22 protein-coding genes and 1 pseudogene are annotated in these 22032 nt (G+C 66.3%); 9 read left to right on the forward strand and 14 right to left on the reverse strand.

From position 1 onward, the window contains the following. The 7 genes and pseudogenes from ACTZWT_RS15820 to sdhC form a co-directional block, all read right to left on the reverse strand. A pseudogene (locus tag ACTZWT_RS15820) lies at positions 1 to 381 on the reverse strand (OmpA family protein); the annotation flags it as partial. 299 nt (positions 382 to 680) lie between these two features. Further along, positions 681 to 938 (reverse strand): hypothetical protein, encoded by a 258-nt coding sequence (locus ACTZWT_RS15825; RefSeq protein WP_444770640.1) that lies wholly within the window; start codon positions 936 to 938, stop codon positions 681 to 683. Further along, positions 938 to 1426, reverse strand: a complete 489-nt coding sequence (locus ACTZWT_RS15830; protein ID WP_444770641.1) for a pyridoxamine 5'-phosphate oxidase family protein — start codon at positions 1424 to 1426, stop codon at positions 938 to 940. The genes ACTZWT_RS15825 and ACTZWT_RS15830 overlap by 1 nt, the downstream gene beginning before the upstream one ends. A 244-nt stretch (positions 1427 to 1670) precedes the next feature. After that, the gene (locus ACTZWT_RS15835) at positions 1671 to 2453 is read right to left on the reverse strand and encodes a succinate dehydrogenase iron-sulfur subunit (protein ID WP_444770642.1); all 783 of its coding nucleotides are present in this window, start codon (positions 2451 to 2453) and stop codon (positions 1671 to 1673) included. A 115-nt stretch (positions 2454 to 2568) separates the two neighbouring features. Beyond that, positions 2569 to 4392 (reverse strand): succinate dehydrogenase flavoprotein subunit, encoded by a 1824-nt coding sequence (sdhA, locus tag ACTZWT_RS15840; protein ID WP_444770643.1) that lies wholly within the window; start codon positions 4390 to 4392, stop codon positions 2569 to 2571. Positions 4393 to 4395: 3 nt separating this feature from the next. Continuing rightward, positions 4396 to 4818, reverse strand: a complete 423-nt coding sequence (gene sdhD / locus ACTZWT_RS15845) for a succinate dehydrogenase, hydrophobic membrane anchor protein (RefSeq protein WP_444770644.1) — start codon at positions 4816 to 4818, stop codon at positions 4396 to 4398. Then, positions 4815 to 5213 carry a succinate dehydrogenase, cytochrome b556 subunit gene (sdhC, locus tag ACTZWT_RS15850; protein WP_444770645.1) on the reverse strand — a complete coding sequence of 133 codons (399 nt, stop codon included), beginning with the start codon at positions 5211 to 5213 and terminating at the stop codon, positions 4815 to 4817. The genes sdhD and sdhC overlap by 4 nt, the downstream gene beginning before the upstream one ends. Before the next feature lie 390 nt (positions 5214 to 5603). Here sdhC and ACTZWT_RS15855 point away from each other — a divergent pair, with 390 nt between their 5' ends. Beyond that, positions 5604 to 6620, forward strand: a complete 1017-nt coding sequence (locus ACTZWT_RS15855) for a cation diffusion facilitator family transporter (protein ID WP_444770646.1) — start codon at positions 5604 to 5606, stop codon at positions 6618 to 6620. Positions 6621 to 6802: 182 nt separating this feature from the next. Here the strand turns inward: ACTZWT_RS15855 and ACTZWT_RS15860 are convergent, their stop codons facing one another. Next, on the reverse strand, positions 6803 to 8314 hold the full coding sequence (locus tag ACTZWT_RS15860; RefSeq protein ID WP_444770647.1) for a malonate--CoA ligase: 1512 nt from the start codon (positions 8312 to 8314) through the stop codon (positions 6803 to 6805). Positions 8315 to 8402: 88 nt separating this feature from the next. Between ACTZWT_RS15860 and ACTZWT_RS15865 the strand changes: the two genes are divergently transcribed. The 4 genes from ACTZWT_RS15865 (at position 8403) to ACTZWT_RS15880 (ending at position 11855) form a co-directional block, all read left to right on the forward strand. Continuing rightward, positions 8403 to 9152 (forward strand): SDR family oxidoreductase, encoded by a 750-nt coding sequence (locus tag ACTZWT_RS15865; protein ID WP_444770648.1) that lies wholly within the window; start codon positions 8403 to 8405, stop codon positions 9150 to 9152. A 469-nt stretch (positions 9153 to 9621) separates the two neighbouring features. Next, a complete protein-coding gene (locus ACTZWT_RS15870; RefSeq protein WP_444770649.1) occupies positions 9622 to 10203 on the forward strand; it encodes a fasciclin domain-containing protein in 582 nt (193 codons plus the stop codon). Between the two features lie 224 nt (positions 10204 to 10427). Next, positions 10428 to 11072: a cytochrome b/b6 domain-containing protein gene (locus ACTZWT_RS15875; RefSeq protein WP_444770650.1), complete on the forward strand. Its 645-nt coding sequence runs from the start codon at positions 10428 to 10430 to the stop codon at positions 11070 to 11072. A gap of 3 nt (positions 11073 to 11075) precedes the next feature. After that, on the forward strand, positions 11076 to 11855 hold the full coding sequence (locus tag ACTZWT_RS15880; protein ID WP_444770651.1) for a molybdopterin-dependent oxidoreductase: 780 nt from the start codon (positions 11076 to 11078) through the stop codon (positions 11853 to 11855). 135 nt (positions 11856 to 11990) lie between these two features. On the opposite strand, the gene ACTZWT_RS15885 is transcribed toward ACTZWT_RS15880, so the two are convergent. Then, positions 11991 to 13181, reverse strand: a complete 1191-nt coding sequence (locus ACTZWT_RS15885; protein WP_444770652.1) for a YbfB/YjiJ family MFS transporter — start codon at positions 13179 to 13181, stop codon at positions 11991 to 11993. 224 nt (positions 13182 to 13405) lie between these two features. Between ACTZWT_RS15885 and leuB the strand changes: the two genes are divergently transcribed. Beyond that, a complete protein-coding gene (leuB, locus tag ACTZWT_RS15890; protein WP_444770653.1) occupies positions 13406 to 14518 on the forward strand; it encodes a 3-isopropylmalate dehydrogenase in 1113 nt (370 codons plus the stop codon). A 308-nt stretch (positions 14519 to 14826) separates the two neighbouring features. Here the strand turns inward: leuB and ACTZWT_RS15895 are convergent, their stop codons facing one another. The 3 genes from ACTZWT_RS15895 to ACTZWT_RS15905 form a co-directional block, all read right to left on the reverse strand. Then, positions 14827 to 15222, reverse strand: a complete 396-nt coding sequence (locus ACTZWT_RS15895; RefSeq protein ID WP_444770654.1) for a hypothetical protein — start codon at positions 15220 to 15222, stop codon at positions 14827 to 14829. A 167-nt stretch (positions 15223 to 15389) separates the two neighbouring features. Next, complete coding sequence (locus tag ACTZWT_RS15900; protein WP_444770655.1) at positions 15390 to 16112, reverse strand: hypothetical protein; 723 nt, start codon at positions 16110 to 16112, stop codon at positions 15390 to 15392. Positions 16113 to 16123: 11 nt separating this feature from the next. Next, entirely contained in the window at positions 16124 to 16948 is an 825-nt protein-coding gene (locus ACTZWT_RS15905) for a hypothetical protein (protein ID WP_444770656.1), read from the reverse strand. Positions 16949 to 17105: 157 nt separating this feature from the next. Here ACTZWT_RS15905 and ACTZWT_RS15910 point away from each other — a divergent pair, with 157 nt between their 5' ends. Then, complete coding sequence (locus ACTZWT_RS15910) at positions 17106 to 18140, forward strand: aspartate-semialdehyde dehydrogenase (protein WP_444770657.1); 1035 nt, start codon at positions 17106 to 17108, stop codon at positions 18138 to 18140. 257 nt (positions 18141 to 18397) lie between these two features. Next, complete coding sequence (locus ACTZWT_RS15915; RefSeq protein WP_444770658.1) at positions 18398 to 18961, forward strand: TIGR00645 family protein; 564 nt, start codon at positions 18398 to 18400, stop codon at positions 18959 to 18961. A gap of 169 nt (positions 18962 to 19130) precedes the next feature. Here ACTZWT_RS15915 and ACTZWT_RS15920 read toward each other — a convergent pair whose 3' ends face one another. Then, positions 19131 to 19775 carry a carbonic anhydrase gene (locus ACTZWT_RS15920; protein ID WP_444770659.1) on the reverse strand — a complete coding sequence of 215 codons (645 nt, stop codon included), beginning with the start codon at positions 19773 to 19775 and terminating at the stop codon, positions 19131 to 19133. Positions 19776 to 19959: 184 nt separating this feature from the next. Here ACTZWT_RS15920 and ACTZWT_RS15925 point away from each other — a divergent pair, with 184 nt between their 5' ends. Beyond that, positions 19960 to 20838 (forward strand): HpcH/HpaI aldolase/citrate lyase family protein, encoded by an 879-nt coding sequence (locus ACTZWT_RS15925; RefSeq protein ID WP_444770660.1) that lies wholly within the window; start codon positions 19960 to 19962, stop codon positions 20836 to 20838. Positions 20839 to 21245: 407 nt separating this feature from the next. Here ACTZWT_RS15925 and leuD read toward each other — a convergent pair whose 3' ends face one another. After that, positions 21246 to 21851, reverse strand: coding sequence for a 3-isopropylmalate dehydratase small subunit (leuD, locus tag ACTZWT_RS15930; RefSeq protein WP_444770661.1), 606 nt, complete (start codon positions 21849 to 21851; stop codon positions 21246 to 21248). Between the last annotated feature and the right edge of the window lie 181 nt (positions 21852 to 22032).

Consider the following 22032-nt stretch of genomic DNA (forward strand, 5'->3'; position numbering starts at 1 on the left):
CGGGGGCGTCGCGGACGCGGGCGGAGGCGGCGGTGGCGCAGCGCGCGGGGCGGCCGGCTGTTCCACCTTGGGCGCCGGCGGGGGAGCCGGACGCGGCGGAGGCTCGGCGCGCGGCGCGGCCGGCGGTTCACCGATGCGGCCGGCAGGCGGAGCGGCGGCGGGCGGAGCGGCCGGACGCGGCGGCGGGGTAGCGCCCGGTGGCGGCCCCTTGCGCTCGCCAGCCGGCGGGCCCTTCTTCTCGTCGCCCTTGTCGGGAGCGGCCTGCGCCACCTGCATCGACGACGCGACAATCGAGGTCGTCCCGGCGCTTGCCGGCAGACTTGCCGACTGCCAGGCGACGATCGCAGTCGAGGCGAGCAAGGCTAATTGAATCGTTCTCATCGGTATTCCCCGCGAATCAAAACGCTGCGAACCAAACTATCCAGTGCGGACGAAGCCGGCTCGTGCGGTCCGATCAACGATGACCCGTGGGGCCGCATTGTGGCAGCCCGCATCACGGAGCAGCTAATTATTTCGGGACGTGTTGCGGTCGGACGAGCCGCTATTCATCGCGCATTCAGGCGTATGCTACGCAGCGGCCGCATCGGTGTCGCATGATCAGCGGCACCGGATGAGAGCACCCAAGAGCGGTGCGGCATCGCACCGTGCCTCATCGCCCTGCGATGCTACTACGCGCCGTCCTACATGATCGCCGGATTGGGCGCACCGGGCCCCGGCGAAGGCGGCGTTGGTACTTCGGTCGGCGTCTGCCCGGGCAATTCCTCCGGAAGCGGCGGCGCGCCAGGCTCGTCGATCGGCGGCGGAATATCCGGATTGGGATTGCCGGGCGGCGCTTCCGACGGTGGTTCGGTCGGCGTGCCGGGCGTGCTCGGCGGCACTTCCGGCGGCGGCTCGGCCGGGCCGGGCGTGTCAGGGACTTCCTGCGGTTCTGGCATCATCAGATCGCGACCTTGCGGTTATCGCCGAGGTCGGGGCGCGACCCGGTCGCCGCCGCTACCGCCATCTTCACATAGCTGACGATGGTGCCGGGCGAATCCCAGTACTCGGCCTCTTCCGGCGTGACCTTGAGAATGCGGATGTTCGGATCGTCGGGGCTGTCCCACCACGCTTTCGCAGCGGTGCCGAACAGCTCCTTGATCTTGGCGCGGTCGTTGCTGATCGCCCCATAGCCCGACACCGAGACGTATTTCTGCGCGCTCGCATCGGCGAAGCCGAGATTGACGTGGTGGTCCTGCGCGATCTCGTCGTCCTTGTGGCGGCGGACATCGGTGAGGAAATAGATCAGGCCTTCCTCGGGACGAATATAGGCCGCCATCGGCCGCGAACGGATCTTCTCGCCGTCGCGCGTCGCCAGCATCGCGAAGGTGATCTTCTTCATCAGATCCCAGGCGTGCTGCGCGTCGCCCTGATTGGTGTTCGCCGTCATTGCTCGGATCTCCATCCTGTTCTGCCGGCATAACGATTCCTTGGCGGCGATGTTCCGCGGCTCCGGGGTTGTCCTCTCCGTCATTGCGAGCGTAGCGAAGCAATCCAGCGGCGGCACGGGATGCGCTGGACTGCTTCGTCGCTGCGCTCCTCGCAATGACGGGGGATGGTGCCGGACGGCGACCGAAAGCAGAACGGCCGGGCACAGAGCCCGGCCGTTGCAGTGCGACAAAGCTGCGCAGCGCTCAGATCTGGCGTTCGACCAGCTTGAGCTTGAGGCTGGCGATCGCTTCCGACGGGTTGAGGCCCTTCGGGCACGCCTTGGCGCAGTTCATGATGGTGTGGCAGCGATAGATCCGGAACGGATCCTCGAGATTGTCGAGCCGCTCGCCGGTGGCCTCGTCGCGCGAATCCTCGACCCAGCGGGTCGCCTGCAGCAGCGCGGCCGGTCCGAGGAAGCGGTCGGAATTCCACCAATAGCTCGGGCACGAGGTCGAGCAGCAGGCGCACAGGATGCACTCGTAGAGGCCGTCGAGCTTTTCGCGGTCCTCGTGGGTCTGCCGCCATTCCTTCTGCGGCGTCGGCGTCACGGTCTGCAGCCACGGCTCGATCGAGGCGTATTGGGCGTAGAAATTGGTGAGGTCGGGGACCAGATCCTTGACCACCGGCTGGTGCGGCAGCGGATTGACCTTCACGGCGCCGTCGCGGACGTCGTCCATCGCCTTGGTGCAGGCCAGGGTGTTCTCGCCGTCGATGTTCATCGCGCAGGAGCCGCAGACGCCCTCGCGGCAGGAGCGGCGGAAGGTCAGCGTCGGATCGATGTTGTTCTTGATCCAGATCAGGCCGTCGAGAACCATCGGGCCGCAATCGTGCTTGTCGACGTAGTAGGTGTCGACGCTCGGGTTCTTGCCGTCGTCGGGATTCCAGCGATAGACGCGGAATTCGCGGACCTCGGTCGCGCCTTCCGGCTTCGGCCAGGCCTTGCCGCCGACAATCTTCGAATTCTTCGGAAGTGCGAATTCAACCATTTCGTTGCCTCTGCCGTTTTCGTCATGGCCGGGCCTGACCCGGCCATCCATCTTCTTTCGAAGATCGATGGATGCGCGGGTCAAGCCCGCGCATGACAGCATCAATCGACGGCGCTCAATACACCCGCGGCTTCGGCGGGATGTACTGGACGTCGTTGGTCATCGTGTAGTCGTGGACCGGGCGGTAATCGATCGTGGTGCCGCCGCCTTCGTCGATCCACGCCAGCGTGTGCTTCATCCACTGGGTGTCGTCGCGATCCGGGAAATCCTCGCGGGCATGGGCGCCGCGGCTTTCGGTGCGGTTGGCGGCGGAGTTCATCGTCACCACCGCCTGGATGATCAGATTGTCGAATTCCAGCGTCTCGACGAGATCGGAATTCCACACCAGCGAGCGGTCCGACACGCCGATGTCGGCGACCCCGCCGTGGACCTTGCGGATCAGATCCTTGCCCTCGGACAGAACTTCGCCGGTGCGGAACACCGCGCAGTTGTTCTGCATCACCTGCTGCATCCCCTCGCGCAGCTTCGCGGTCGGCGTGCCACCCGAGGCGTAGCGATTCTTGTCGAGCCGTCCGAGCGACATGTCGGCGGAATCCGCCGGCAGTTCCGGCTGCTTGCCGTTCGGCGTCAGCTTCTCGGCGCAGCGCAAGGCGGCGGCGCGGCCGAACACCACGAGGTCGATCAGCGAATTGGAGCCGAGGCGGTTGGCGCCGTGCACCGACACGCAGGCGGCCTCGCCGATCGCCATCAGGCCCGGCACCACCGCGTTGTCGTCGCCGTCCTTCTTGGTGACGACCTCGCCGTGGAAATTGGTCGGGATGCCGCCCATGTTGTAGTGCACGGTCGGCAGGATCGGGATCGGCTCGCGGGTGACGTCGACGCCGGCGAAGATCCGCGCCGATTCCGAAATGCCCGGCAGCCGCTCGTGCAGCACTTCGGGCGCCAGATGGTCGAGATGCAGGAAGATGTGATCCTTCTTCTTGCCGACGCCGCGGCCCTCGCGCATTTCGATCGTCATCGCGCGCGAGACGACGTCGCGCGAGGCGAGATCCTTGGCGGAGGGCGCGTAGCGCTCCATGAAGCGCTCGCCTTCGGAATTCACCAGATAGCCACCCTCGCCGCGGGCGCCTTCGGTGACGAGGCAGCCCGAGCCGTAGATGCCGGTCGGGTGGAACTGGACGAACTCCATGTCCTGCAGCGGCAGGCCGGCGCGCAGCGCCATCGCGCCGCCGTCACCGGTGCAGGTGTGCGCCGAGGTGCACGATGCGTAGGCGCGGCCGTAGCCGCCGGTGGCGAGAATCGTGGTCTGCGCCTTGAAGCGGTGGATGGTGCCGTCGTCGAGCTTCAGCGCAACCACACCGCGGCAGCAGCCCTGATCGTCCATGATCAGGTCGATGGCGAAGAACTCGATGTAGAATTCGGCCGAATGGCGCAGCGCCTGGCCGTACATCGTGTGCAGCATCGCATGGCCGGTGCGGTCGGCGGCCGCGCAGGTGCGCTGCGCCTGGCCCTTGCCGAAATCCAGCGTCATGCCGCCGAACGGCCGCTGATAGATCTTGCCGTCCTCGGTGCGCGAGAACGGCACGCCCCAATGTTCGAGCTCGTAAACCGCCTCGGGCGCGTTGCGCACCATGTACTCGATCGAATCCTGATCGCCGAGCCAGTCCGACCCCTTGACGGTGTCGTACATGTGCCAGCGCCAGTCGTCTTTGTGCATGTTGCCGAGCGAGGCCGAGATGCCGCCCTGCGCCGCCACGGTGTGGGAGCGGGTCGGAAACACCTTGGTGATGCAGGCGGTGCGCAGCCCCGCTTCGCTGCAGCCCACCACCGCGCGCAGGCCCGCGCCGCCGGCGCCGACCACGACGACATCATAGACGTGATCTTCGATCGGATAGGCGTGGCCGCCCGCGGCCGCTGCGCCGTTGCCGTTCGCCGCCATACGTTACACTCCGGATGCGAGTTTGAAGATCGCGAAAATCGCGGCGAGCGCCACGGCGATCGAGAAGAAATTGTTGGCCATCACGGTCACGAGCTTGAGCTTCTCGTTCTGGATGTAGTCCTCGATCACCACCTGCATGCCGATCTTCATGTGGATCGCGCTGGCGATGATGAACAGGATCATGGTCAGCGAGATCAGCGGCGAGCCGAGGATCTGCGCCGCGCCGGCCTGGTTGCGGCCGAGCAGCATCATGATCACGACGATCACCGGCAGGATCAGCAGCGTCATCGCCACGCCGGTGATGCGCTGCTGCCAGAAATCGGAGGTGCCGGAGCCGGCCGGGCCGAGCTTGCGCACCTTGCCCATCGGCGTGCGCATCGTGCTCACGTTCCGCCGCGCGGTGCCGTGGGATTCCTCGACGCTCATCGGGCGACCCCCATCGTGAAAGCGATCACCCAGAGCAGCACCGTCGACACGATGCCGCCGATCAGCGCAGCCCAGGTCAGCCATTCGCGGTCGGCGGTCTTGAAGCCGTAGCCGAGGTCCCAGACGAAATGACGGACGCCGCTGAGCAGATGGTGCATCAGCGCCCAGGTGTAGCCGAACAGGATCAGCCGGCCGATCCAGCTGCCGGTGAAGGCCTGGACGTTGGCGTAGGCGGCTGGCCCCGCGGCGCAGGCGATCAGCCACCAGGCCAGCAGAAGGGTTCCGAAATACAGCGCAATACCGGTGGCGCGATGGACGATGGACAGGGCCATCGTCAGGCTCCAGCGATAGGCCTGCATATGAGGTGAAAGCGGTCGTTCGGTCCTGGCGGTCATCGGCTGCTATGGGTTGGCTGCAAGCGGACAGGGCCCGGGGCAGGGCTCGCGAAGGTGACCCTATTTACGAAGGACATTCAACGAGCGCAACGACGAAATCACAATTATTGAATTTTAACTCACTGTTTGAAGTGTACGCTCTGCCAAGGCGATGATGCTTTCGGTCGCAGCGCTTTGCCGGCACAAATGAAACCTGATTCATCGCTCCCGCCGGAGCCGTTTTCGGGTGCCCCCGCCACGCCCGTCACGCCGCAAAGGTAGGAAAATGCAGCACTTTCGAACCACTCTAAGCGGTTCTGAGCGGCGTCGCTTCCTGCCGCGGGATTGCCGTGCGATGCTCGGTCACGACCCCGATCACGGCCCGCTGACCCTCTCGCGTCCGAAGTCCAGATGACCCGCACCCACGATCTTTCCCCCGATAAGCATGCCGGCCGGCACGATCACGGCCGCGCCACCGGCCATGACCACCCGCATGAGCACCCGCATGGCCATGGGCCCGGTTCGCATAGCCACGGTTCGCATAGCCATGTCCCGAAGGATTTCGGTCGCGCCTTTGCGATCGGGATCGGGCTCAACATCGGCTTCGTGATCGTCGAGGCGGTGTTCGGCTGGCTCGGCAATTCGATGGCGCTGCTCGCCGACGCCGGCCACAATCTGTCCGATGTGCTCGGCCTCGCCGTCGCCTGGATCGCCGCCGAGCTGTCGAAGCGGCCGCCGTCACAGCGTTTCACCTACGGGCTGCGCGGTTCGTCGATCCTCGCGGCGCTGTTCAATGCGGTGTTCCTGCTGCTCGCGGTCGGCGCGATCGGCTGGGAGGCGATCCTGCGGCTGTTCAATCCCGAACCGGTCGCCGGCGTCACCATGATGGTGGTGGCGGGCGTCGGCATCGTCATCAACGCCGCCACGGCGTGGCTGTTCTTTGCCGGCCGCGACAGCGATCTGAATATTCGCGGCGCCTATCTGCACATGGTCGCCGACGCCGGCGTCTCGGCCGCCGTGGTGGTCGCCGGGGTCGCGATCCTGTTCAGCGGCTGGACCTGGATCGACCCGGCGGTCAGCCTGCTGGTGGTCGGCGTGATCGTCTGGGGCACCTGGGGCCTGCTGCGCGACTCGACCGCAATGTCGCTCGGGGCGGTGCCGCGCGGGGTCGATCCGGCTGCGGTGCGCGCGTTCCTGGCGAGCCGGCCCGGCGTGACGCAACTGCACGATCTGCACATCTGGCCGATGTCGACCACCGAAGTGGCGCTGACCTGCCACCTGGTGATTCCGTCCGGCGCCCCGGGCGACGCCTTCCTGATCGAGATCGCCCACGAACTGCAGCACGATTTCGGCATCGCCCATGCGACGGTGCAGATCGAGACCAACCCCGAAACGCCCTGCGCGCTGGCGCCGGATCACGTGGTGTAGGGGCGGTACTTGAGTTTTCCCTCCCCCTTTGCGGGGAGGGAGCCCCCGCACATCAGTCATTCCGGGGCGCTCGCGCCAGCGAGCGAACCCGGAATCTCGAGTGATGGAAACAACCTAGCGTGCAACAACTTCGAGATTCCGGGTTCGCGCGTTTCACGCGCGCCCCGGAATGACGCGACTTGTTACTTGTAGATGTCCTTGTAGGTCTCGCGCAGCACGTTCTTCTGCACCTTGCCCATGGTGTTGCGCGGCAGGTCGTCGACGAAGATCACCTGCTTCGGCATCTTGAATTTGGCGAGCTGGCCGTCGAGGCCCTTGAGCACCTGCGCCGCGTCGATCGACGCGGCCTTGTCGCGCACCACCACGGCGGTGACGCCCTCGCCGAAATCGGCGTGCGGCACGCCGATCACCGCGGATTCGATCACGCCCGGCATGGCGTCGATCTCGCTCTCGATCTCCTTCGGATAGACGTTGAAGCCGCCGGTGATCACCAGGTCCTTGCCGCGGCCGAGAATGTGGACGTAGCCGCGCTCGTCGATCTTGCCGAGGTCGCCGGTGATGAAGAAGCCATCGGGACGGAATTCCGTCTTCGTCTTTTCCGGCATCCGCCAATAGCCCTTGAACACGTTCGGGCCCTTCACCTCGATCATGCCGATCTCGCCCGGCGGCAATTCGCGGCCGGTCTCCGGATCGGTGACGCGCGCGGAGACGCCGGGCAGCGCCGGGCCGACCGCGCCGGGCACGCGGTCGCCGTCATACGGGTTCGAAGTGTTCATGTTGGTCTCGGTCATGCCGTAGCGCTCGAGCACGGCGTGGCCGGTGCGCGCGGACCATTCGCGGTGCGTCTCCGCGAGCAGCGGCGCCGATCCCGAGATGAACAGCCGCATGTGGCCGGTCGCGTCCCTGGTCAGCCGCGGGCTCTGCAGCAGCCGCGTGTAGAAGGTCGGCACCCCCATCAGCACGGTGGCGCGCGGCATCAGGTCGATGATCCTGTCGGGATCGAGCTTCGGCAGGAAGATCATCGCGGCGCGCGCGAACAGCGTGACGTTGCTCGCCACGAACAGCCCATGCGTGTGATAGATCGGCAGCGCATGGATCAGCACGTCCTCGGGCGTGAACCGCCAGACATCGACCAGCGTCAGCGAGTTCGAGGCGAGATTGTCGTGAGACAGCATCGCGCCCTTGGAGCGGCCGGTGGTGCCCGAGGTGTAGAGGATCGCCGCGAGATCGTCGTCGCTGCGCGGCACGGTGGCGAAGTCGGATGACGCCTGCGACGCCGCATCGCTCAGCGAGCCTTGCCCGTCGGCGCCCAGCGTCTCGACCGCGGCGTTCACCTTGGCGGCGATCGCCGCGACGCCGTCGCGCTTTTCCGGATCGCACACCACCAGCGACGGCTCGGCGTCGGTGATGAAGTAATCGAGCTCGTGCAGCGTATAGGCGGTGTTCAGCGGCAGAAACACCGCGCCGGCCCGCACCGTCGCCAGATACAGCACCAGCGCCTCGACCGACTTCTCGGTTTGCGCCGCGACACGATCGCCGGTCTTCACCCCGCGCGCCACCAGCACATTGGCGACGCGGCCCGCGCGCGCCACCAGATCGCCGTAGCTGATCCTGCCTCCGTCGGCGGTTTCGATCGCGAGCCGGTCCGGATCGTCGAGCGCAGCGAACAGGCGGGCAAACAGATTGGCGTTCATGTTGGTGTTCCGTGCGCGTTCATGCATCATTCGGGAAGGGCGATTGCATAGCAAGAACGTCCATCGCAAAGCAACGGAGACAGTTTGCATGACGAAGAACGGGAAACGCGTGGCCTGGGTCACCGGCGGCGGCAGCGGCATCGGCGAGGCCGGCGCGGAGGCGCTGGCGGCGGACGGATTCACCGTGGTGGTGTCGGGACGACGGGCCGACGCGCTCGACGCGGTGGTGGCGAAGATCACGGCCAAAGGCGGCGCCGCCGAAGCGATCGCGCTCGACGTCGCCGATGTCGACGCGGTGACGGCCGCGGCCGACCGGATCGTCGCGACCCACGGCCGGATCGATTGCCTGGTCAATTCCGCCGGCATCAACGTGCCGAAGCGGAGCTGGGCCGATATGGAGCTGGACGGCTGGAACAAGCTCGTCGAGATCAATCTCAACGGCGTGCTGTACTGCATGCGCGCGGTGCTGCCGGCGATGCGCGCGCAGCGCGACGGCTGCATCATCAACGTGTCGTCCTGGGCGGGGCGGCACGTCTCGAAGATGCCGGGGCCGGCCTACACCACCACCAAGCACGCGGTGCTGGCGCTGACGCATTCCTTCAACATGGACGAGTGCGTCAACGGCCTGCGCGCCTGCTGCCTGATGCCGGCCGAAGTGGCGACGCCGATCCTGAAAATGCGTCCGGTGGTGCCGAGCGCGCAGGATCAGGCTCGGATGCTGCAGCCCGACGATCTCGGCCGCACCATCGCCTTCGTCGCATCGATGCCGCCGCATGTCTGCGTCAACGAGATCCTGATCAGCCCGACCTGGAATCGGTCGTTCGTGGGCGGGTTGTGAGTAAGTTGGACCTGTTTCGCTGACTCAACACCCGCGTCGCCCCCACCCCAGCCCTCCCCCGCAAGCGGGAGAGGGAGTCCGGCAGCGGTCGGCTGATCGTCCCTTTCAATCAGCTATCGATACTAATTGATGAAAATAGTCCGAGGCCTTCTGACCGAACTGATCATCCGCATCGTCCGCCGCGCGATCAGCGCGCCCCCTCTCCCGCTTGCGGGGGAGGGTTGGGGGTGGGGGAAACGGCGGCTGCGACCGTTCGCCACCTATTATCAAGCCCGATGGCATCGCTCGCGCGACGCGCCTGAACGTCGATCCTCGCGATTAGTTTCACCGTGCGACATAAAATCTATTCTGAAACTGCGCCGGAAACCTCCCGTAGCTCGCTGCAACGACGGCTTCCCGCGACTGTGCGCCGTCGTTCGCCAAACTCGCCCGCGCCTGGCCGCGGGATCAACCCATCGGGAGACGAAACATGTCGAAGCGAATTGCTTATTTGTCCGCCGCGGCGCTGAGCGCGCTGACCCTCACCGCGACCGTGGTGGTGCCGGCCCATGCCGAATCCAAGAAGATGATGAAGAGCGAAATGAGCGGCGACACCGTGATGGTCGGCGGCGCGCCGATGTATCCGTCGAAGAACATCGTCGAGAACGCGGCGAACTCCAAGGATCACACCACGCTGGTCGCCGCCGTGAAGGCCGCCGGCCTGGTCAAGACGCTGGAAGGCAAGGGCCCGTTCACGGTGTTCGCGCCGACCAACGCCGCCTTCGGCAAGCTGCCCGCCGGCACCGTCGACACGCTGGTGAAGCCCGAGAACAAGAAGCAGCTCACCAAGATTCTCACCTATCACGTCGTCCCCGGCAAGATGGAAGCCGCCGACCTCACCGACGGCAAGAAGCTCACCACCGTCGAGGGCGAGATCCTCACCGTGAAGCGCATGGGTGACAAGGTGACCCTCGTCGATACCAAGGGCGGCAGCGCGACCGTGACGATCCCGAACGTCAACCAGTCGAACGGCGTCATCCACGTGGTCGACACCGTGCTGATGCCGTCCTGATCATCGCTTCCGCCGCTTCCAACGTCCCCCGAGGCGGCGGATGAAGCGGCGCCCCCCACGCTGCTTCGCGAAGGGCGCGGGCCGGGACACCGGCTCGCGCTTTCGTGATCGGAATGGTGATGTCGGCATCGCCGTGGAAGGGAAGCAGGCGTAACGAGGCGGGGCTATAGTCCGTATCGTCAGGACCATCGCCGTCACGACGAACCGCTTCAGGATAACTGCCGATGTCGAGCACCACGATCAGCGAACAGGCCGACGCTGCCCCAGCAGGCACCGACGCCGCGCGAAAAGTGATTCAGCCCGCCTGGGTGCGGATCATGCACTGGATCAACGCCATTGCGATGATCGTGATGATCATGTCCGGCTGGCAGATCTACAACGCTTCGCCGCTGTTCGATTTCCAGTTTTCGCGCAGCATCACGCTGGGCGGCTGGCTCGGCGGCGGATTGCTGTGGCACTTCGCGGCAATGTGGGTGCTGGTGATCAACGGCGTGCTGTATGTCGCGCTCGGCTTCGCCACCGGCCGCTTCCGCCGCAAGCTGTGGCCGATCACGCCGCGGGGCGTCGCCTCCGACCTCGCCAGGGCCGCGACCTTCCGGCTGTCGCACGCCGACCTCACCACTTACAACTACGTCCAGAAGCTGCTCTATGCCGGCATCTTGCTGGTCGGCGTCCTGGTCGTGCTGTCCGGGCTGTCGATCTGGAAGCCGGTGCAGTTCCAGACGCTCACGGCGCTGTTCGGCGGCTACGACACCGCGCGCTACGTGCACTTCTTCGCGATGGCCGCGATCGTGGCGTTCCTCGCCGTCCACGTGGTGCTGGCGCTGCTGGTGCCGAAGAGCCTGCGCGCGATGATCATCGGGAGATAGACGATGTTGCGCATCAAATCGCTGCTGATTCCGGGCGTCGACAAGAAACTTCTCGTCAAGGACGCCGCCCGGCTGATGCCGGACCTCACGCGCCGGCGATTTCTCGGCGGCGGCGCCAGCCTCGGCGCGCTGACGCTGCTGACCGGCTGCGACGTGATCGACGGCGCCTCGGCCGAGAACCTGCTGGCGCAGGTATCGAAGTTCAACGATTCGGTACAGGCGGCGATCTTCGACCCGAATACGCTGGCGCCGACCTACAGCGAGAAGGACATCACCCGGCCGTTCCCGTTCAACGCGTTCTATTCGCTGGACGAAGCTCCCGACGTCGACGGCAAGCAATGGGCGCTCGAGGTCACCGGCCTCGTCGACAACAAGAAGAGCTGGACGCTCGCGGAGTTGTCGGCCTTGCCCGAGGTCGGCCAGATCACCCGCCACATCTGCGTCGAAGGCTGGAGCGCGATCGGCTCGTGGAGCGGCGTGCGGCTGAGCGATTTCCTCGAGCTGGTCGGCGCCGATACGCGCGCGAAATACGTCTGGTTCCGCTGCGCCGACGACTACACCTCGCCGATCGACATGCCGACCGCGCTGCACCCGCAGACCCAGATGACGCTGAAATACGACGGCCAGATCCTGCCGCGCGCCTACGGCTATCCGATGAAGATCCGGATCCCGACCAAGCTCGGCTTCAAGAACCCCAAATACGTCGTCTCGATGGAAGTCACCAACGACTACAAAGGCGGCTATTGGGAAGACCAGGGCTACAATTCGTTCAGCGGATTGTAGTCGATCCCCCCACCGTCATTCCGGAGCACGCGCAACGCGCGTGAACCCGGAATCCGGAGCTGGTCTGCTGTGCTCATCACCTCGAGATTCCGGTTTCGCTCGCTTCCGCGAGCGCCCCGGAATGACGTGCTTGGATCAGGCGCGCCGCAGCGGCCGCTGGAATGCCGACAGCAGCGCGCCGAGCGCCAGCGTCGCGGCCGACACCGCCAGCGCCGAGGACAGGCTGCCGATCGCGTCGGTGATCGCGCCGACCAGCAGCGGGCCGAGCGTCTGGCCGATGCCGAACGAAACCGTCATCGCCGCGATCGCGCCCGGCCACGACGCCTGCGCGTAGTTGAACCGGACGAAGGCGGTGGTCGAGGCCACCACCGCGAAGAACGACACCCCGAACACCAGCGCCGAGATCGTCAGCAGCAGCGGCGACAGCCCGAGCAGCGGCAACGCCGCGCCGACCGCGTTGACGCCGAGGATGATGGTGGTCGACATTCCGCCGCGGTCGAGCGCCATCACCCGCCGCCACACCCAGGGCGTGACGAACGCGCTGCAGCCGATCAGGCACCAGAACGCGCTCTGCGCCGCCGCCCCGCCGCCGGCGTCGCGCACATAGGCGATCATGAAGGTCATGTAGGCGATGTAGCCGGCGCCGAACATGAAATAGCCGAGCAGATAGATCCAAACCGGGCGGACCGTGAAGTGCGTCGCCGATCCGCCGCCGATGCTGGCGTGGCCGTCGAGCCGGACGAGCAGCAGCGGCAGCGTCATCGCCGCCGACAGCGCTGCCATCACCAGCCAGCCGATCCACCACGAGCCGGGCCCTGCGGTCTGCAGCAGAAACGGCGTGATCAGGCCCGACGACACGATGCCGATGCCGGGGCCGGCGTAAAACAGACTGAGCAGGAACGCCGAGCGCCCCGGCTGCGATTGCGCGATCGTGCTCGCCAGCGCCGCTCCGGCGACGAAGGCCAGCGCCGCACCGACCCCGGCGATCAGCCGTGCCGCCGACAGCGCGACGAAATTCCCTGACAGCGCGCACAGCGCCAGCGAGGCGACGCAGGCCAGCGTTCCGGCGCGCACCACCGCCGCCAGCCCATAGCGGCGAACCAGCTGCGAGGTGACCAGCGCGCCGGCGAGATAGCCCGCCGCGTTGATCGTATTCATGAATCCGGCGGCCGAATAAGACCATTGCAGGCTGTCGCGCATGTCCGGCAGCAGCAGCGAATAGGCGAAGCGGCCGATCCCCAGACCGACGGTCGGCGCGAGCGACAGGATCAGGATCAGCCGCGCCGGATGGGCCGGCGGCGCCTCGGGGCGGTCGAGCAGGGTCAAGCGTTTCTCCCGCCGCCATTGTGGCAGGGAGTTCGCCGATTGGGCAACCGGGCCCCGAACAACACTGTCTTGCCAAGCCCGCAACGGCGCTTTAGCACTCGGCCGCGATTTCACATTCGACCGTCATTGCCGGGCTTGACCCGGCAATCCAGCTTCTTCCGAACAAGATGGATGCCCGGGTCAAGCCCGGGCATGACGACCTTCCAAGTATCGAGGCCCCAATCATGGCGACGCATAAACTGCTGCTTCTTCCCGGCGACGGCATCGGCACCGAAGTGATGGCCGAGGTGTCGCGGCTGATCGACTGGCTCGACAAGGCCGGCATCGCCAGCTTCGCCACCGAGCACGGCCTGGTCGGCGGCGCCGCCTATGATGCCGACAAGGTCGCGATCACCGACGCCACCATGGCGCTGGCGCAGGCCTCCGACGCGGTGATCTTCGGCGCGGTCGGCGGCCCGAAATGGGATGCGGTGCCGTATGACGCGCGCCCCGAGGCCGGCCTGCTGCGGCTGCGCAAGGATCTGGCGCTGTTCGCCAATCTGCGTCCTGCGGTGTGCTACCCGGCGCTCGCCGAGGCCTCCAGCCTGAAGCCCGACGTGGTCGAGGGCCTCGACATCATGATCGTCCGCGAGCTCACCGGCGGGGTGTATTTCGGCGAGCCGAAGACCATCACCGATCTCGGCAACGGCCAGAAGCGCGCGATCGACACGCAAGTTTACGACACCTACGAGATCGAGCGGATCGGCCGGGTGGCGTTCGACCTCGCCCGCAAGCGCCGCAACAAGGTCACCTCGATGGAGAAGCGCAACGTCATGAAGACGGGCGTGCTCTGGAACGAGGTCATCACCCAGGTGCACCAGCGCGAATACAACGACGTCCAGCTCGAGCACCAGCTCGCCGATTCGGGCGGCATGAATCTCGTCAAATGGCCGAAGCAGTTCGACGTCATCGTCACCGACAATCTGTTCGGCGACATGCTCTCCGACATCGCCGCGATGCTGACCGGCTCGCTCGGCATGCTGCCGTCGGCCTCGCTCGGCGCGGTCGACGACAAGACCGGCAAGCGCAAGGCAATGTACGAGCCGGTGCACGGCTCGGCCCCGGACATTGCGGGCAAGGGGCTGGCCAATCCGGTGGCGATGCTGGCCTCGTTCGGCATGGCGCTGCGCTATTCGCTCGACATGGGCGAACTCGCCGACAAGCTGGATGAGGCGATCGCCGCCGTGCTGGCCCGCGGCCTGCGCACCGCCGACATCAAGAGCGAAGGCTCCACCGTGGTGTCGACCAGCCAGATGGGCGAAGCCATCGTCCAGGAGATGCAGGCGCTGCACGGCTGAGGCAAGGCACCTCCAGCTTCGTGTCCCGGGCGCGATGTGGCATTCTTCATGCCGCTTCGCAGACCCGGGACCCCGGTTACGATGCGTGAGCTCGTCGCAACGCATTCAACGTCATCCTGAGCGTCATCCTGAGGTGCCGTCGCACAGCGACGGCCTCGAAGGATGGGCCGCCGGCGCCCGTGGCCGCATCCTTCGAGGCGCGCAAGAGCGCGCACCTCAGGATGACGATCCATCAGTGAACCGACGTCCCGCCATAAAAAATGCCCGGCTGAGCCGGGCATTTTCGTATCGGTCGAGGTTCGCGCCGCTCAGTACAGCGGGAAGCGCTCCGGGTAGCCGCCGAGGTCGGAGGCCGGATTGAGCGGCTGGCGGTCGAGCGGGCGCTGGCCGTTCTGCCGGGCGAACGAGGTGCCGGGCGGGAAGGCGTAGTCGGTGAATTTGCGCTCGCCCGGCAGCACTTCGGTGCCGGCGTCGAGCCAGGAGCGCTTGGTGATGTAGACGCGGGTGCGCGGGCCGGACTGGTACGACACGTTCGGGCCGCGATCGCCGTAGCGGACCTGGTCGTTGCTGCGGTAGCGCTTCGACTGCTGCGCATCCGCCGATTCGACGCCGATTGCCACCACGGCCACCGTCGCGAGCAGCACCGCAAACGCCTTCGCGCAGCTCTTGGCGCAGGTTTTGGCGGCTGGGAATTTCAGGGTCATCGGGTCCTCATCGGCAGGCGCATTGCGAATTAGGCCTCTTGTAGCCGTCCAGGTGGCCGCGCCACAAGGTCAAACGGGCCACACCCGACGACAAACATTCAATCCACGCCGCGCCGAAATGTTGCATCGAGAACAGCCGGTTGCGAAGCGGTGATTCGGTCCGGCGGTCATAGCCGGCGCGGCGGGCGCGGCGGCCGGGTGTCGACGCTCTGCGACACCGGATCTGCCGTGCAGCGGCCCGACCGCTTCGCCATGGTGTCGACGAAGGCCTGGGCCTCCGAGGAGGGCAGCCTGCCGGCGATGACGATGCGATCGAGCATGCAGGCCAGCGCCGCGGGACTGGGGCGGGCGCCATTGGCCTCACAGAACCAGCCCCGGTAGGCGAAGCTGGCGGTATCGAACCGGCTGGCATAACCGAGGCAGAGCTTGATCCGGCCATCGACATCCGCCTCGAACTGAGCGGCCCGGATCGGGCCGAACCGGGTCTCGAGATCGTAATGGACCTGCGGATAGCTGTATCTGGCCCGCGCAAATTTGCGAATGTCGGGCAGCTGGGTGAACGAGGCCGAAGAGAAATTCTGCACGGTCTGCGACGGCATCGTCAGCAGCAGCCGGAAATCGGTGTCGCGATCGTAGATCCGGCCGTATTGCACCTCCTGCTGCCAACCGGAACCGGATTTCCAGGCCTTGTTGCTCGGCTTCAGCCGCGCCAGTTCGGGAACTGTGATCTGCACCGGCTCTAACGCTGTCGGAACCACGCTCGACACCGCGCTCCAACCCCGCCACACAGCCAGCGCCACGATGCCGAAGAACAACGTACCAGACAGAAGGAAGGCGTAGCGGAAGGCGCTGCCGGCTGTGCCAAGGGCCGCCCGAAATTGGCTGCTCATCATTGATCCTCTCAATTGAGCGACAATCGTCCTCGGAGGTCCGGGTCGCGTCCGGAAAATATCCAGTCTCTCCCTGCCGTCTGGGGGCGGCTGGGATTGCAGCCCTGCCGGCGCAATTCGGCCTGCGCGAACGTGTCGGCCAGCGCCGCATCGCCGCCGGCGGTCAGCAGCACCAGCCGGTCGAGCATGCAGGCGGCCGCGGCGCGGCGCTGCGGCAGGCTGTCGCCCGCGCAGGTCCAGCCGGAGATGCGCAGCGCCGCGTCGTCGATCCGCCTGAAGAAGCCGAGGCAGTGGGTCGATGGCCCGGCGAGGTCGACCAGCGCCACCGGCCCGAACTTGCTGTCGATCAGCCCGGCCGGCTGCGCTTCGCCGGTAACGCCGGGATCCAGTCGCGCGGCGAGGTCGGCGGCCGCGTCCGGCACGCCGTGCGCCTCGTCGCCGAGGCGGTACAGCTCGATCTCCGCGACCGGCGCCTGTCCCGGCGCGGCCCAGCGCAGGACGTCCTTGCGGCCGCCATCCGGATGCCGGAGGATTTCGGTGCTCGCGACCGCGCCGGGCAGGTCGATCTGGCTGACGGCGAAAGCGGGATGCGAGTGCGTCGCCACGCTCCAGCCGGGCCGGTCCCGGAGGGCGTTGGCGGTCGTGGTGGCGGCGCTGATCGCGGCGTCGGTCAGCGGATTGGCGGCGGTGAAAATGATCAGGCCGATCAGCGCCAGCGCGCCCACATAGGCCAGCAGCCGCATCATGGTTTCGCGGCATTCGTCGGCGAAGCTGCGCAGCGCCGGGTGGATCCGGTCCTGGGAACGCGCGGCCCGGAGGGCCGGATTCGATCGCATCGGCAAGGCTCCGGGCACCGCTCGCGGAAGGATTGAGAACGCGGGGAAAAGCGCGGGCAGGTATCAAGTTGTGTCAGCGGCAATTCTCGCATAGAAGCGCTGACTTCTCCTTGCTGCGGCGTGCCGCGGCGGAGCAAATTCCTTCGGAGAGTGAACGATGGGTTACAAAGTCGCGGTAGTGGGTGCGACCGGTAATGTCGGGCGCGAGATGCTCGCCATTCTGGACGAACGCAAGTTCCCGGCGGACGAGGTGGTGGCGCTGGCGTCGCGCCGCTCGATCGGCGTCGAGGTCAGCTACGGCGACAGGACCCTGAAATGCAAGGCGCTGGAGCACTACGACTTCAGCGACATCGACCTCTGCCTGATGTCGGCCGGCGGCGCCGTGTCGAAGGAATGGTCGCCGAAGATCGGCGCCCAGGGCGCGGTGGTGATCGACAATTCGAGCGCGTGGCGGATGGATCCGGACGTGCCGCTGATCGTGCCGGAAGTGAACGCCGCGGCCGCCGCGGGATTCACCAAGAAGAACATCATCGCCAATCCGAACTGCTCGACCGCGCAGCTGGTGGTGGCGCTGAAGCCGCTGCACGATAAGGCGAAGATCACCCGCGTGGTGGTGTCGACCTATCAGTCGGTGTCGGGCGCCGGCAAAGAGGGCATGGACGAACTGTTCTCGCAGACCAAGGCCGTCTACACCAACCAGGAACTGATCAACAAGAAGTTCCCGAAGCGGATCGCGTTCAACGTGATCCCCGAGATCGACGTGTTCATGGAGGACGGCTACACCAAGGAAGAGTGGAAGATGATGGTCGAGACCAAGAAGATTCTCGATCCCGCCATCAAGCTCTCGGCCACCTGCGTGCGGGTGCCGGTGTTCGTCGGCCATTCCGAAGCGGTCAATATCGAGTTCGAGAATCCGATCTCCGCCGACGAGGCCCGCGACATCCTGCGCAGCGCGCCGGGCTGCCTGGTGATCGACAAGCAGGAGCCGGGTGGCTACGTCACACCCTATGAAGCCGCCGGCGAGGACGCGACCTATATCAGCCGCATCCGCACCGACCCGACCGTCGACAACGGCCTGGTGCTGTGGTGCGTGTCCGACAATCTGCGAAAGGGCGCGGCGCTGAACGCGATCCAGATCGCCGAAGTACTGATCAACCGCAAGCTGATCACCGCGAAGCAGAAAGCGGCGTAGTCGCCGGCCGGATCTGCTCCGTCATCCTGAGGTGCCGCCGCGCAGCGGCGGCCTCGAAGGATGGGCCGCACACGCTGCAGCCGTCGCCGCATCCTTCGAGGATCGCTTCGCTCGCACCTCGGGATGACCGTTTCGTGCAAAGGGTTGCAAGTGGCCGGGGCTCGTCCCCGGCCATTTGCATTCAGGGTGCGCAACGGTACTGACGCGAGCGCGCCGGCGCGCTAGGCTGCCGCAGCTTCATCGCCCACGGCCGCATCATGATCGACCAGCCCGAACCGCCGAAACCCCTGTCATCGACCAAACGCATCGAGCGCGGTTTCGAAACGGTGTTGTTCAACAGCCGCTGGCTGATGGCGCCGTTCTATTTCGGCCTCGTCATCAGCCTCGTGGTGCTGCTCTACAAATTCGTCATGCTGCTGTACGAATTCATCCTGCACGCCACCCTCGCCAAGGAATCCGACATCATCCTCGGCGTGCTCAGCCTGATCGACGTGTCGCTGACCGGCAATCTGGTGCTGATCGTGGTGTTCTCCGGCTACGAGAACTTCGTCTCCAAGATCGATCCGCGCGATCATCCGGACTGGCCGGAGTGGATGACCAAGGTCGACTTCGCCGGGCTGAAGCAGAAACTGCTCGCCTCGATCGTGGCGATCTCGGCGATCCAGGTCCTGAAAGCGTTCATGAATCTCGACGCCGGCTATGACAGCACCAAGCTCGGCTGGCTGATCGGCATCCATCTGGTGTTCGTGGTCTCGACCCTGGTGATGGCGCTGTCCGACCGCTGGGGCAGCGACCACGGCAGCGGCAAGGGCGGGCATTAGCGGGCGTCACGTCGTCGGGGTGGATCGAGGCAACCGGCACGCCGTCATCCTGAGGTGCGAGCGCAGCGAGCCTCGAAGGATGCGGCTGCGAGCACCGCATTTGCGGCCATCCTTCGAGGCGCGCAAGGGCGCGCGCCTCAGGATGACGCTCATGATCGGCGCGACTCGCTCACCCGCGCGGGACGGCGGGGCGGAATTCCTTGCTGTCGGGATCGAGCACGAACAGGTCGCCGGCGGCGACGCCGAAATAGGCGCCGTGCAGTTGGATCTTGCCGCGTTCGACCTGGATCTTGATGCAGGGGAAGGTCATCAGGTTTTCGAGGCTGCGATGCACCGCGGCCTTTTCGATCCGGGTGCGGAAATCCTGCTGACTCTCGTGGTCGCGCTGCGCCACCACTTCGCCGGGCTTGACGAACATCGACATCCAGCGGCCGATGAAATCGCTCTCGGTCAGCGGCGGCGTCTTGTCGGTGAAGGCCTTGATGCCGCCGCACTGGGCGTGGCCGAGCACCACGATGTGCTTGACCTTGAGCACCTGCACGGCGAATTCCAGCGCCGCCGAGACGCCGTGGGCGCCGCCGTCGGGCTCGTACACCGGCACCAGATTGGCGACGTTGCGGACCACGAACATCTCGCCCGGGCCGGCGTCGAAGATCACCTCGGGCGAGACGCGCGAATCGCAGCAGCCGATCACCATCACTTCCGGCGATTGACCGCGCTCCGAGAGTTCGCGGTAGCGGCTCTGCTCGGTCGGCAGCCGCTGCGTCCGGAACGCCTCGTAGCCCGCGATCAGGGATTTCGGAAACGATGTCATCGGCGCTGTACCTCCAACGGGAGCGAGTGTGTCGCGTATTCGAGCGGAACCAAAGCTGCGACCAGGATACGCGCGCGCCTGATCCTGCTCGCATAATCACAGGATGCCGTCGCGAACAAGTCTTCCGGCGCGCAGGCCGAAATGATATCGGCAGGGTTTTCCGGGCACTGATGGGGACAGACCGATGATCCGACCGCGCCGCAGCCTGTTGTTCATGCCCGGGTCGAACGCGCGGGCGCTGGAGAAGGCGCGCCTGCTGCCGGCCGACGGCCTGATCCTCGACCTCGAAGACGCGGTGGCGCCGGACGCCAAGGACACCGCGCGCGACCAGATCGCCGCCGCGGTCGCCGCAAGGGGCTACGGCCACCGCGAGGTGCTGGTGCGGATCAACGCGCTGGATTCGCCGTGGTGGCTCGACGACATCGCGATGGCCGCCAAGGTCAAGCCGGACGGCATCCTGGTGCCGAAGGTGTCGAGCGTGCAGGACCTGACGGCGGTCGCCGACCGGCTCAGCGACCTCAACGCCGACATGGCGATCCGGGTCTGGATCATGATCGAGACCGCGCGCGGCGTGCTGCACGCCGAGGAGCTGGCGGCGCAGAGCCGCGATTCCGAGATGCGGCTGGCCGGCTTCGTGTTCGGGCCCAACGACATTTCGCGCGAGACCGGCATCCGCATGCTGCCGGGCCGCCCCACCATGATCCCGATGATCACCCACTGCGTTCTCGCCGCGCGGGTCCACGGCCTCGTCGTGCTCGACGGCCCCTACAGCGACATCGCCAATGTCGACGGCTTCGCCCAGGAATGCGCCCAGGCGCGCGACCTCGGCTTCGACGGCAAGACGCTGATCCACCCCGGCCAGATCGACGCCTGCAACGCCACCTTCACGCCGCCGGCGGAGGACGTGGCGCAGGCCCGCGCCATCCTGGCGGCCTTCGAGCGCCCGGAGAACAAGGGCCGCGGCGCGATCCAGCTCGACGGCCGCATGGTCGAGCGCCTGCATGCCGAGATCGCCAGGAAGACCATCGCGATCGCCGACGCGATCGAGCGGGCGGGGAAGTAGGCGCTCTGCGCGAGCGCTCGTCGCGCGCACGCACGTCATTGCGGTCCTGGCCAGCCGCGAGCACGTCATTCCGGGGCGCGAGCGCAGCTCGCGAACCCGGAATCCCGACGTTCAGGACACCCGGCGATTCCGTATTGCAGGACAGCTCGAGATTCCGGGTTCGCCGCTACGCGGCGCCCCGGAATGACGGGTTGGATGGATTGCCTGAAGGCACTGAAGGGAATTGAAGGCGCAGCCGATCGCAACAGCCGCAGCCTGCTCCCTCGCCCCGCTCTTGCGGGGAGAGGGGTGGGGTGAGGGGCGACGCGGGCAGTGAGTCCCGGCCGCGTGGAGGCGCCCCCTCACCCGACCGGCTTCGCTGCGCTCCGCCGGTCGACCTCTCCCCGCGCGCGGGGGGAGGTCAAGAACTAAGCCCAGGCGCGTTCGGTCTTCAGCTTGTCTTCGTAGCTGTCGATCGAGGCCTTCTTCTCGAGCGTCAGCCCGATGTCGTCGAGGCCATTGATCAGGCAGTGCTTACGGAACGGATCGATCTCGAACTTCACCGTGCCGCCGTCCGGGCCGCGGATCTCCTGCGCCGGCAGGTCGATGGTCACGGTGGCGTTGGAGCCGCGCTCGGCGTCGTCGAACAGCTCGTCGAGATCCTCCTGCGAGACGCGGATCGGCAGCACGCCGTTCTTGAAGCAGTTGTTGTAGAAGATGTCGCCGAACGAGGTCGAGATCACGCAGCGGATGCCGAAATCCAACAGCGCCCAGGGGGCGTGCTCGCGGCTCGAGCCGCAGCCGAAATTGTCGCCGGCGACCAGGATCTTGGCGCTGCGATAGGCCGGCTTGTTGAGGACGAAGTCCGGATTCTCGCTGCCGTCGTCATTGTAGCGCTGTTCCGAGAACAGGCCCTTGCCGAGGCCGGTGCGCTTGATGGTCTTCAGGTACTGCTTGGGGATGATCATGTCGGTGTCGACATTGATGATCTTCAGCGGCGCCGCGACGCCTTCCAGCGTGGTGAACTTGTCCATGCGATTTTCCCAGATTGAGGCCGGGTTTTAGCCGGCCCGGCCCGGCGTTCCAAGGCGATTCTTTCGGGAGGCTGGGTGACGCGGGGGCTCAGCCCACCCGTCAATGCGAGCGAAGCGAAGCAATCCAGAGCGCCGTGCACGGGGCTGGATTGCTTCGTCGCGGAGCCTGTGCCCGGACGGC

It is taken from the genome of Rhodopseudomonas sp. NSM (assembly GCF_052445935.1).
Taxonomy (GTDB): domain Bacteria; phylum Pseudomonadota; class Alphaproteobacteria; order Rhizobiales; family Xanthobacteraceae; genus Rhodopseudomonas.